At 64.3% G+C, this 11,054-nt stretch carries 11 protein-coding genes and 1 tRNA gene; 10 read left to right on the top strand and 2 right to left on the bottom strand.

Annotated elements, in window-relative coordinates:
• The first annotated feature begins 2 nt into the window (after positions 1–2).
• Positions 3–92 (top strand) — tRNA-Ser (locus ACK4TE_RS15410).
• 30 nt (positions 93–122) lie between these two features.
• Here ACK4TE_RS15410 and ACK4TE_RS15415 read toward each other — a convergent pair.
• Entirely contained in the window at positions 123–2,093 is a 1,971-nt protein-coding gene (locus tag ACK4TE_RS15415; RefSeq protein WP_409912423.1) for a trypsin-like peptidase domain-containing protein, read from the bottom strand.
• A 236-nt stretch (positions 2,094–2,329) separates the two neighbouring features.
• Here ACK4TE_RS15415 and ACK4TE_RS15420 point away from each other — a divergent pair, with 236 nt between their 5' ends.
• Positions 2,330–3,454, top strand: a complete 1,125-nt coding sequence (locus ACK4TE_RS15420; protein WP_409912424.1) for a hypothetical protein — start codon at positions 2,330–2,332, stop codon at positions 3,452–3,454.
• A 75-nt stretch (positions 3,455–3,529) separates the two neighbouring features.
• The gene (locus ACK4TE_RS15425) at positions 3,530–4,360 is read left to right on the top strand and encodes a trypsin-like serine peptidase (protein WP_409912425.1); all 831 of its coding nucleotides are present in this window, start codon (positions 3,530–3,532) and stop codon (positions 4,358–4,360) included.
• A gap of 16 nt (positions 4,361–4,376) precedes the next feature.
• Here ACK4TE_RS15425 and ACK4TE_RS15430 read toward each other — a convergent pair whose 3' ends face one another.
• On the bottom strand, positions 4,377–5,105 hold the full coding sequence (locus tag ACK4TE_RS15430) for a YceI family protein (RefSeq protein WP_409912426.1): 729 nt from the start codon (positions 5,103–5,105) through the stop codon (positions 4,377–4,379).
• Between the two features lie 95 nt (positions 5,106–5,200).
• Between ACK4TE_RS15430 and ACK4TE_RS15435 the strand changes: the two genes are divergently transcribed.
• Genes ACK4TE_RS15435 through ACK4TE_RS15465 form a run of 7 tightly spaced genes read left to right on the top strand, consistent with a single transcriptional unit; the run spans position 5,201 to position 10,825 of the window.
• Positions 5,201–5,830: a phosphoribosylanthranilate isomerase gene (locus ACK4TE_RS15435; protein ID WP_409912427.1), complete on the top strand. Its 630-nt coding sequence runs from the start codon at positions 5,201–5,203 to the stop codon at positions 5,828–5,830.
• 5 nt (positions 5,831–5,835) lie between these two features.
• Positions 5,836–7,047 carry a tryptophan synthase subunit beta gene (gene trpB / locus ACK4TE_RS15440; protein ID WP_409912428.1) on the top strand — a complete coding sequence of 404 codons (1,212 nt, stop codon included), beginning with the start codon at positions 5,836–5,838 and terminating at the stop codon, positions 7,045–7,047.
• Positions 7,048–7,398, top strand: coding sequence for a GFA family protein (locus tag ACK4TE_RS15445; protein ID WP_409912429.1), 351 nt, complete (start codon positions 7,048–7,050; stop codon positions 7,396–7,398).
• A 2-nt stretch (positions 7,399–7,400) separates the two neighbouring features.
• Positions 7,401–7,721, top strand: coding sequence for a divalent-cation tolerance protein CutA (gene cutA / locus ACK4TE_RS15450; RefSeq protein WP_409912430.1), 321 nt, complete (start codon positions 7,401–7,403; stop codon positions 7,719–7,721).
• Positions 7,722–7,724: 3 nt separating this feature from the next.
• Positions 7,725–8,552: a tryptophan synthase subunit alpha gene (trpA, locus tag ACK4TE_RS15455; RefSeq protein WP_409912431.1), complete on the top strand. Its 828-nt coding sequence runs from the start codon at positions 7,725–7,727 to the stop codon at positions 8,550–8,552.
• A gap of 42 nt (positions 8,553–8,594) precedes the next feature.
• On the top strand, positions 8,595–9,575 hold the full coding sequence (locus ACK4TE_RS15460; RefSeq protein ID WP_409912432.1) for an acetyl-CoA carboxylase carboxyltransferase subunit beta: 981 nt from the start codon (positions 8,595–8,597) through the stop codon (positions 9,573–9,575).
• On the top strand, positions 9,572–10,825 hold the full coding sequence (locus ACK4TE_RS15465; protein ID WP_409912433.1) for a bifunctional folylpolyglutamate synthase/dihydrofolate synthase: 1,254 nt from the start codon (positions 9,572–9,574) through the stop codon (positions 10,823–10,825). Before ACK4TE_RS15460 ends, ACK4TE_RS15465 begins: the two co-directional genes overlap by 4 nt.
• The last annotated feature ends 229 nt before the right edge of the window (positions 10,826–11,054 follow it).

Here is an 11,054-nt window from a genome sequence, read left to right on the forward strand (position 1 = left end):
GCGGAGAGGTGGCCGAGTGGTCGAAGGCGCACGCCTGGAAAGTGTGTAGACGGGAGACCGTCTCCAGGGTTCGAATCCCTGTCTCTCCGCCAGTTTCCATCTTTGGACGCATGATTCCGTGGTTATCGGCATTCGTGATTTGAGATGCTCGGGCTTACGCCGGTCCCCTTCAGGAATTCGATCAGCTCCAAACTTGAAACGGCGATACTTATCTCATTCTTCGAGCGGCCAGATGGGTCGCCCCAGCCTTGGGTATTAACTCCCACAACGCGGTGACAATCATCATACAGGGCGCCGCCCGAGTTGCCGCCAGCAATTGCTGCCGAATGCTGTATGATATGAGAAATTCCGACTGGTGACCGAATGCCAAGGTCCTGGTCAATGATACGGTTCACAACGCCATTGGTAGTGAATGACTTGGCAACGTAGCTCAATTCCAGCTTCGCCCGATCCGCCATTCCGGGGAAACCCACAGCCCATACCGAGTCCGAATCGGTTGGATCAACACCGGAAAGTGCAACGGTCTTGCCTTTCAAACCGGAAACGCTGACCAGAGCCATGTCTTGGCGGATACCTGTTTTCAGAACCGTTCCTAGCAGTGCATCCGCAATCTGATCGCCATTGCGTACGATCAGGACCGTCTTCGCTTTGCCGACAACGTGCTGATTGGTCACGACATAGCCCGGAGCGATGATGAAGCCTGACCCTCGGCCATTTTCGTCTGTATTCAAGATGAAGACATTTGCGCTCGAGATGCGTGAGAATTCAAAACCACCTTTCTTCGTCGTCGGCGGAATCTTGTCGCGCTCGGCTTCAAGTGCCGCTTGCTTTGCTGCGTCGATCCGGGCTTTTTCCTCGGCAGCGGCGAGTTGCAGGATCTTGCCGCGGGCATCCTCCAGCACCGCGGTTTGACCGGCCGCTTCAAGTGCATGGCGCACGGCGGCATTGTTCTCGTAAGTTTGAAGCGTGCTGCGCGCGGCGGCTGAGCCCGCGCTCGCATTGACGGCGATCCGGATGGCGGCGGCGATGTCCGGTGCGCGCTGGATCATCGCCGAGCGGACAGATTCGCGGGCCGAGCTTGCCGGTTGTAACCCGAGCGCCGTTCCGCAGGCGTCGAGTTCTCCGGCGGCGGCTTCCAGCGCAATAAGTTCGGACACTGCACCGGGCTGGCGAAGTGAGAGGATATCCTTCAGGGCGCGGACGGTATTCGGATAGTCCGTCTGCTTCAGTTTCGTGAGGGCAGAGAGGGTTCGTCCGGAGGACTGGATATCGTAGATGCCCGACAGGGCGCGGTCGATCTGAACGAGATCCTCGCGCGCCTGAACGCGGACCGGAAGGTTTACCACGTCTTTGTCAAAGGCGATTTTCTCCCGCGTCGCGTCCGCGAGGGAGACGACCTTTCCATGCACAGGCCGGCCAGCGACTGCATCTTCGACCTGTCTGGCGCGGATGGCTTCGTCGCTGGTCAGCATGATCAGGCTGTAGGCTTTCAGCCTGTCGGCGCGCAGGCGTGCCAGGTCTGCGGATGGATCGCCTTGTTTCGAAGGCAGGGCCTGCGCGCCTTGCGCGAGGGTGGTGATTGCCGGTGCCAGGGATGTGCCCGCCAGATATCCCGCGCGGCTCAGCGCCGGAAGGCTGCAGCGGGCGCGGATGTCCGTAGTCGGAGTATTGGGCTTACCCCAGGCGAAGCTGCCGTCCCAGCCAACCTCCTGAAGGACGGCCGTTCCCGACATTGCGCCGATGGAGACGTTTGCGGAAAAGGCGCCATTGAACGGGCAGGCGGAAATGCGCGCTGTTCCGTCGGCTGAGGCAAGGGAACAGCCTGCAGCAGTGCGACTCGCCGACAGGGGATAGAACTGGGTTTGCGGCGGCCCGCCGGGGAGCCCGTCGAGCACGGCAAGTTCGGCGAAGTTCTGGCCATCATGGGCGAGTTCGATCCATATGCCGCCTGTCAGGTTCCCGCGCAGGACCGACCCGGGCCGCATCTGGCCGTTTTCGGAACTAGCGGGCGATGTGGCAGGGCCGAGCATGCCCGCCAGAATTGCAGCAGACAGGGCGGCAATCCGCCCAAACTTACCTGATCTGGCGCGCATGAAATGTCCCCGCATATCCCGCGAATTGTTTGTAAATGAGGGTACCTGTCAACCATGATTGCGCCCGGAAATGGGCCGTATGCGGAAGTCCGGACCCGGAAGACCGGGTGGCACTGGCTGTCACAATATCGAGGTTTGACAGGCATTCTGCGCCCACCTATGACTTATGGTTAACGTGCCTGGGTGGAACGTGACCGGCCGTTTCGGCAACACAGATGAGTTGGGGGCAAAGACTCATGCGTAACGCAACAATCGCTGTTTCCATTGCAATTTTAGCTTTCGCCGGGAGCGCGCAGGCGCAGGGCAAGGAAAGCGATGTGATCGCGGTCTGCGCCGCGCACCGCGCGCCGCTTGAAGATATCCGCAAGCAGAACCGCGACCAGATGCGGATGCAGGTCACCAAAGGCGTACTGGTCGGCGTGCTGGGCGGCGGCCTGGCTGGCGGCCTGGCGACACAAGGACAGTCCGACAATACGCAGAAGACGGCCGTGGTGGCAGGCGCGCTAATCGGCGCATTTGCCGGCGGTATTGATCAATACCTCGCGGCCAAACGCCAGATCACGCAGGACAATGCCGAGCTTGTCCGTCTGATCAACAGCGATGCGGCAGGGTACGCCAATCGCGTCGACAGTGTGATGTCCTCGATTCGAAACACTGGGGACTGCCGCAAGGAGCAGATTGCGGCGTGGGAGCAAAGGCTGATCGCCACCCGGACCGAGTTTGCAACCCGCGAAGCTGCCCGGGCTGCATTGCTCGCCTCAGCAGCGGATGACAAGGCGCGCAAGTCCATCGAGAAGGACAACAAGAAGGCGGCGAAAGCCGATGGCAAGTTTCTCGACCTGATGGACCGCGAGGAGGCGATGATCAAAGCCGCACTCGCGGATGACAAGGATCTTTACGGCGACATCCTGAAGTATTTCGATACCGATATCATGGCGATGGTCGAAGCGCAGGCGCGCGTTGAGGGGACCAGCGCGGCATCCCTGCGGGGCGGCGCCGAAGCCTATGCCGTGGAAGTTATTCCGCCTGCCATCCTCGCCTCTGCGGCGCCCGGCGGATCTTCAACATCAGCATTTGGCGCGACCACGTCTGCATTCGGTGCCCCGGCCGCACCGCCTCCGGCGCCGAAGCCGGACCTGACCCTGCTGGCCGCGCCGGATCCGACGGATGGCTCAGCACCTGCCTGGCAGGCGCAGGTCGTTCGCCCCGACGCTGTGGAGCTGTCGAATGGGCATCAGGCGGCTCTGGTGGCCCAGCGGAATGCCGGCGCCGAGGCACAGGCCGCGATGCAGACCGCGGATGCCCGCCTCAAGGTCGCGCTGGCGCGTGGTGATATGGTACAGGTCAGCGCTCCGGACTGATGGCTCCGCCAGCAGGAGCGGTTTGCCGGGCGCGTGAGTAGAGGATTGATCGTGCGGCGGCCAGGTTCCGGTGTCTTGTTCCTGGTCTTTGCAGTATGTGCCTTCGGCTTGAATGCCGGATCGGAGATCCGGACAGAGCGCAGGGTCACTCTGTCCAGCCTTGATGACAAGGAGCTTGCGCGGGCGGCATCGTCCGTAATGCTTGTGCGCAGCGAAGTGGCGATCGGCCGGAACGGTGATGCCCGGATTGTCAGCGATGCGGGCAGCGGCATTCTCGTCACGCCCTGTCATGTCATGACCGCGCGGCATGTGCTGGGCCAGGAATCATCTGCCCTGGCGCCGGTAACGCGGGCATTCACAGTTTCGGTCTTCAGGCCAAACGAACGGGCGCCCATGCGCTCCGCTTCTGAGGATCAGACGGCAACCCTTGTTGTTTCCGGCAGTGACCGCGGCATGCGCCGCAGTGAGCTATTGAACGACTGGGCATTCATGGAACTTGAGGCGCCCGTTACTGACCGGGCCCCGCTCCTGCCATTTGCCGGAAATTGTTGTTCCCCGAAGAAAAGCCGGATCGCCTTGGCCGGTTTCCCCGTGGACCTTTATGATCCCGAAGCGCCTGCAATCTGGATCGATCCGGATTGCAGGGTTACCGAGAGATTGGCCAACCGTATCCTCGGGACCGACTGCGCAGCGACGAGCGGAAATTCCGGCGGCCCGCTGCTGATCAGCACAAGTTCAGGCTGGCGGCTGGGGGCGATCCTGACGCGCGCGCCAGGGCCGGGCGAAGCCAACCCAGGCTCCGGGCAGGAAAAGTTTGCGATCCCGATTGACGCCTTCCTGAAGCGCCGCATCGGCTTGCTTCAGGAGAGTTGTTCCCGCCGCCTAGAGAGCGCTGCAGCAGGCTGATCCGGAAGCTGGAGGATCATGGAGTCTCCGGGCTGTCAGAAGTCTCCGTTTCGGTTACCTCCACCGGCGGACCGGTGAACTCCGCGTCGATCCAGAATTTTACCTCGTCGCCGACACCCATCGTCGAGCCTTCGGGCGGCAGGCCGTAGGTGAGGCCGAAGGCGGAGCGGCTGAGGCGGCCTTCGGCGTGGAAGCCGGCGCGGGCGTTGGGGTCGTAGGGCGGGAAGCCCTCATAGGCGCCGTTGAAAGTGACATCGAGCGAGACCGGGTGCGAGGCACCGAGGAAGGTGAATGTGCCGTCGACCTTTGCCGTCTTCGGGCTGGTCAGCGTCACGGTGGTCGACTCGTAGCGCATCTCCGGGAAGGTTTCGGTGTTCAGCCATTGCGGCCCGAGCAGTTCCTCGAGGAAGCCTTCGGGCGGCGTGGGGATGATCAGCGAGGTGGGATCGATGGTGGCGGTGACGCGGGAATCCTGCGGGGCGTCCGGATCAAGGTGGAGCGTGACATCGAAGCGGGTGAACTGACCGACATAGTTGGAGAAGCCGAGATGGTCGGCGGCGAAGACGAGGCTCGCATGGTATTTGTCGAGCATGTAGGTGCCGGCCCGGGCGCCATTGGCGAGCGCCGGGTCGGGGATGACCGGCGCCGAGGCGGCGATCTCTCCGGCGGGCACTTCCGGCGCGGGCGAGCAGGCCGCCAGCAGGGCTGCGGCGGCGAGGAAAAGGGGGCGGGCAGGGGCGAACATCGGGCTTGGGTCCTTTGTGGGTCGCTGCGACTATACCGCAGCCGGCGGGCCCGGCCAGTAGACCTTCGCGTGCGGCTCGCGTAACGGCTGTGGACATGACCCTTGCCAAGATCTGCGGCCTTACCGATCCGGACATGGTCTCCTTCGCTGCGGCGGAAGGGGCAGACTGGATTGGCCTCAACTTCATTCCCGCGAGCCCGCGATTTGTAAGCCGCGAGGCGGCTGGTGAGCTGTTGCGGGCGATGGGCGCGGCGCGGGCCGTTGCCTTGCTGGCGGACCCCACGGTCGCGGAGGTGATGGACACGGCAGCGCTCGGCTTTCCGGTTCTGCAGCTGCATGGCAGCGAGACACCGGAGCGGGTGGCGGAAATCCGGGCAATGACAGGGCTGGAGATCTGGAAAGCTGCCGGTATCCGCAATGCCGATGACCTTGCGCGGGCGGCAGCCTTTGAGGCGGCTGACCGGCTGCTGCTGGACGCGAAGGCGCCGGAAGGTTCGGGCCAGGGCGGCGGGCATGGCGCGGTGTTCGACTGGGCGCTGCTCAAGGGCTGGACCGCGCCGAAGCCCTGGTTACTGGCGGGCGGGCTGACGCCGGCGAACGTCGCGGAGGCAATCCGCGCAACCGGCGCGGCTGCGGTGGATGTGTCCTCTGGCGTCGAGCGGGAGCGGGGGGTAAAGGACAGGGAACTCGTCCGCGCCTTCCTGCGCGCGGCAAAAGGGCTGTAGCTTCGATGGACCTGCGCAATACTTGGGATCAGTGGCCGGATGCGAACGGACGGTTCGGCGAGTTCGGCGGACGCTATGTCGCCGAGACGCTGATGCCGTTGATCCTCGAGCTTGAGGCCGAGTATCGCAAGGCGAAGCAGGACCCGGCCTTTGCCGCCGAGATGGACGACCTGTGGACGCATTATGTCGGCCGCCCGTCGCCGCTGTATTTTGCAGAGCGCCTGACCGAGCATTTCGGCGGGGCAAAAATCTACTTCAAGCGCGATGAGCTCAATCACACCGGCGCGCACAAGATCAACAATTGCCTCGGCCAGGTGCTGCTGGCGCGGCGGATGGGCAAGAAGCGCATCATCGCCGAGACGGGCGCCGGCCAGCATGGCGTCGCGACCGCGACGGTCTGCGCGCGGTTCGGCCTCGAATGCGTCGTGTTCATGGGCGAGACGGATGTCGAGCGCCAGAAGCCCAACGTGTTCCGGATGCGCCTGCTCGGCGCAAAGATCATTCCGGTCTCGTCCGGCACGGGCACGCTGAAGGATGCGATGAACGAGGCCCTGCGTGACTGGGTGACGAATGTCGATGACACGTTCTACTGTATCGGCACGGCAGCGGGCCCTCATCCGTACCCGGAGATTGTGCGCGATTTCCAGTCGGTGATCGGGCGCGAGGCGCGCGAACAGATCCTCGATCGGGAAGGGCGCCTGCCGGATGCGGTGGTGGCGTGCATTGGCGGCGGCTCGAACGCGATCGGCCTGTTCCATCCGTTCATCGAGGATGAGAGCGTGCGCCTGATCGGCGTCGAGGCGGCGGGCCATGGCATCGAGACCGGCCAGCATGCTGCGGCGCTGAACGGCGGCAAGCCGGGCATCCTGCACGGCAACCGGACGTACCTGCTGCAGACTGATGACGGCCAGATCATTGATGCCCACTCCATCTCCGCCGGGCTCGACTATCCGGGCATCGGGCCGGAACATGCATTCCTGCGCGATGCAGGCCGGGCAGAATACCTGTCGTGTACGGATGACGAGGCGTTGGCCGCGTTCCAGCTGTGCACCCGCCTTGAAGGTATCATCCCGGCTCTGGAACCCTCGCACGCGCTCGCCCGTATCGGCGAGATCGCGCAGGAGATCGGCAAGGACGGCCTCGTCATCCTCAACATGTGCGGCCGCGGGGACAAGGATGTGTTCTCGGTCGCGAAGGCGCTGGGAGTGGAGGTCTAGATGTCGAAGGTCGAAGGCGGCTGTCATTGCGGCGCCATCCGGTTCGAGGCGGAAGGCGATTTCTCTGCCGGCATGGAATGCAATTGCTCGCATTGCGACATGAAGGGGTTCGTCCTGGCTTTCCTGCCACGGCCGGACTTCAAACTGACGAAGGGGGAGGGCGCTTACACGACCTATCACTTCAACCGCGGCACCATCGACCATAATTTCTGCAAGACCTGCGGCACACAGGCCTTCGGCATCGGCATCGGCCCGGACGGTCAGGAAATGGCGGCGATCAACCTGCGCTGCGTTGACGGGCTCGACCGGTCGCAGATCACCATCCACCCGATCAATGGCAAGGATTTCTGAGCGTGGCGAAACTCCTCCTCATCCGGGTAACCTGTCCGTCGATGCGTGTGGCGGAGGAGATTGCCGACTCGGCGCTCGAGACGCGCCTCGCCGCCTGCGCCAATATCGAGGGGCCGGTGACATCGTCCTATCGCTGGAAGGGCGTGATCGAGCAGTCCTTCGAATTCATCCTCTGGCTCAAGGCGCCGGAAGCAAGCTGGCTGAAGCTCGAGCAGACGATCGTCCGTATACATCCTTATGACGTGCCAGCGGTGGTTGCCCTGCCGCTCACGCATGTCAGCCCGGCCTATGCGGCCTGGGCGACCGAGAATACGGAAGCCTGACCGATGGGCCGTGAACGGATCGAAGCCGCCTTTGCCAAGGCGAAAGCGGAAGGGCGCGCGGCGCTCGTCACCTATCTCATGGCGGGCGACCCGGACCTTGAAGCGTCCTATGCATCGCTCTGCGCGCTGCGCGACAATGGCGCCGACATCATCGAGCTCGGCGCGCCGTTCACCGATCCAATGGCGGATGGTCCGGCGATCCAGCGCTCCGGCCTGCGCGCGCTCGCAAATGGCACGAAGCTCACAGACGTGATCGGGCTTGCGGCCCGTTTCCGCAAGAACGACCAGACGACGCCGCTCATCCTGATGGGCTATGCCAACCCGGTCCATTCGATGGGTTACGCGGCCTTTGCTGATGCGGCTGCCGCTGCCGGAATCGATGGCAGCATTCTCGTCGACCTCCCCCCGGAAGAGGACAGCGAGCTGCGCGAGCTCTACGCCCGGCACGGCCTTTCGGTCATCCGGCTGGCCACGCCGACCACCAGCCAGGCCCGGGCGGCCAAGGTGGCCGAAGGCGCCTCTGGCTTCATATATTTCGTCGCGGTGACCGGCGTGACCGGGGCCGGAAGCGCGGATCCTGCAGCCATTGCAGCGAATGTGGAGATGGTGCGGAACATATCGGGACTCCCGGTTTGTGTCGGTTTCGGCGTAAAAAATGGTGCGCAGGCTGCGGAAATGGCTAAAATCGCCGATGGGGTGGTCGTTGGTTCGGCTTTTGTGGAAAAGGCAGGCGATGCGAAAGAGACAGGCGATCATGGCGCTGCGGCCCCCGCGATGGGGTCTCTCGCGCGTGAACTGCGCTCCGCCATCGAAACCGTCCGCAAGGCCTGATAGGGCCGCGCCTTCAGGCGCGATTTCGGGAGTTCCTGACGTATGAACTGGATCAACAAGGTCACGCCTCCGGGCCTCAAGACCATGATGCAGAAGAAGGACACGCCGGACGACCTCTGGGTCAAATGTCCGGCTTCCGGCGAGCTGATCTACAAGAGCGACCTCGAGGCGACCTGGAACGTCACGCCGGCCGGTGCGCACTTGCGCATCTCGCCGCGCACGCGGTTCCGCCTCCTGTTCGATGACGAGCGCTGGGAGCCTGTGTCGCTGCCGCAGGTGCCGCTGGATCCGCTGAAGTTCAAGGACGACAAGCCTTATCCGGCGCGCCTCAAGGCGGCGAAGGCGAAGGTGGCCAACCGCGACCTGAAAGAGACCGAAGAGGGCGGGGCGCCGCTGCTGCAGGAAGACTGCATGGTCGCGGCCTATGGCAAGATCGGCGGCGTGCCGGCTGTGGTGCTGGTTCAGGATTTCGATTTCATGGGCGGCTCGCTCGGCATGGCGGCGGGCGAAGCCTTCATCACGGCGGCGCAGCTCGCACTGGCACGCAAGTCGGCCTTTGTCGTCTGCACCGCTTCGGGCGGCGCGCGGATGCAGGAGGGCACACTCAGCCTGATGCAGATGCCGCGCACGACGCTGGCCATCAATGACCTTGCCGAGGCGAAACTGCCCTACATCGTCGTGCTGACCGACCCGACGTCGGGCGGTGTGTCTGCCTCCTATGCGATGCTCGGCGATGTTCATATTGCCGAGCCGGGCGCGATGATTGCCTTCTCCGGCCCTCGCGTGATCGAGCAGACGATCCGCGAGAGCCTGCCGAAGGGTTTCCAGCGGTCGGAATTCCTGCGCGAGAAGGGCCAGGTGGATATCGTCTGTGACCGGAGGAAGCTGAAGGAGACGCTGGCGCGTGTCCTGGGCCACCTCCTGCCGCTGGCGCGCCGGCGTGAGGATCGCTCCTCCGTGACCCTGACCCCGCCGAAGACGCATGCCGAGAAGCCGGCCCAGCCGAAAGGCGCCGCGGATTGATCGGAAACAGCCCGGCCCTCGAAGCTTCGCTGAAGCGCTTCGAGGGTCTCTATCCCGAAACCATCGAGCTGTCGCTCGGGCGCATCCTGCGCGCGCTTGACAATCTCGGCCGTCCGCAGGACCGGCTGCCACCGGTCATCCATGTCGCGGGCACGAATGGCAAAGGCTCGACCTGCGCCTTCATGCGCGCGATGGCGGAAGCGGCGGGATTGTCCGTACACGTTTTTACCTCGCCGCACCTCGTCCGCTTCAACGAGCGCATAAGGCTGGCGGGCGACCTCGTCGATGATGCACGCCTGATCGGCTGGCTGGACCGGACGTTCGACGCCATCGGCGGCGGCGAGATCACGCATTTCGAGGCAACGACGGCTGCGGCTTTCCTCGCCTTCGCGGAAGTGCGGGCGGACCTGTTGATCCTCGAGGTTGGCCTCGGCGGGCGGTTTGATGCGACCAATGTGGTCGATGCGCCGGCGCTGTCGGTGATCACGCCGGTCGACTTTGACCACAAGGCGTTTCTTGGCTCCGACCTGCGCTCGATTGCGGGCGAGAAGGCTGGCATCATCAAGCCGGGGCGGCCTGTCCTGACAGCGATCCAGCGCAAGGTCTGTGATGAGGTGATCGCGCGCAAGGCCGCCGAGGTGAAGGCGCCGCTCTACCGGCTGAAGGCGCACTTCATCGATGTGATGCCGGATGACCTCTCGCTGATCGGCGAGCATCAGCGCGGCAATGCGGCGCTGGCGGCGATGGCGATGCAGCTGTTCGGCAACTCGACGCGGATTTCGCAGGACGCGATTTTCGAAGGTGCGCGCCGGGCGCAGTGGCCGGCGCGGATGCAGCGGCTGAAGCCGGGGCCGGTCACCGCGATGGCGGAGGGCTGCGAGGTCTGGCTCGATGGCGGGCACAATCCGCATGCGGCGCGGGCAATTGCGCGCCACCTCAAATCGCTCGGCGGGAAGACGGCGCTGGTGACGGCTATGCTGGCCAGCAAGGATGCGGTCGGTTTCTTCATGCCGTTCCGTTTCCTGAAGCCGCCGGTTTTCACGATGCCGAATGCGCCGGGCCATCGCGGCGCCGATCCGCGCGAGCTGGCCGAGGCGGCGCACACGGCGGGGCTGAATGCGGCGCCTGCGGACAGTCTTGCCGCCGCCATGCAGGCCGCGGCCCGCACGGGCGCAGACCGGATCCTGATCTGCGGCTCGCTCTATCTCGCGGGCATCGTCCTCGGCGAGAATGGCGAGGCGCCGTTGTAGGATGGCTCGGCGCTGTTCGCGGGCTGAAGCCCGCGGCGCCTGCGCGCTTCGCTTTGCGCGTGGGGGTATCCGGTATTGAGGGCAGCACTTTGTGCCGGCCCGGCTTTCGCCGTCCGGGTGCGGATCATGTGGCGGCCCTCGAGGATGGGACCGGGTGCGGCGGACGCCGCGGGGCGTCCGGGAAGGAAAGTTTGGTTGCGGGGTGGACGCCACTCGTCCGCCGCACCTG

The sequence above is a fragment of the Hyphomonas sp. genome, from assembly GCF_046313975.1.
In the GTDB taxonomy this organism is placed as follows: domain Bacteria; phylum Pseudomonadota; class Alphaproteobacteria; order Caulobacterales; family Hyphomonadaceae; genus Hyphomonas.

Bases quoted from the DNA above. Each gene is read 5' to 3' on its own strand.
- ACK4TE_RS15415 (WP_409912423.1), bottom strand. From the start codon at position 2,093: ATGCGCGCCAGATCAGGTAAGTTTGGGCGGATTGCCGCCCTGTCTGCT.
- ACK4TE_RS15420 (WP_409912424.1), top strand. From the start codon at position 2,330: ATGCGTAACGCAACAATCGCTGTTTCCATTGCAATTTTAGCTTTCGCC.
- ACK4TE_RS15430 (WP_409912426.1), bottom strand. From the start codon at position 5,105: ATGTTCGCCCCTGCCCGCCCCCTTTTCCTCGCCGCCGCAGCCCTGCTG.
- ACK4TE_RS15435 (WP_409912427.1), top strand. From the start codon at position 5,201: ATGACCCTTGCCAAGATCTGCGGCCTTACCGATCCGGACATGGTCTCC.
- trpB (WP_409912428.1), top strand. From the start codon at position 5,836: ATGGACCTGCGCAATACTTGGGATCAGTGGCCGGATGCGAACGGACGG.
- ACK4TE_RS15445 (WP_409912429.1), top strand. From the start codon at position 7,048: ATGTCGAAGGTCGAAGGCGGCTGTCATTGCGGCGCCATCCGGTTCGAG.
- trpA (WP_409912431.1), top strand. From the start codon at position 7,725: ATGGGCCGTGAACGGATCGAAGCCGCCTTTGCCAAGGCGAAAGCGGAA.
- ACK4TE_RS15460 (WP_409912432.1), top strand. From the start codon at position 8,595: ATGAACTGGATCAACAAGGTCACGCCTCCGGGCCTCAAGACCATGATG.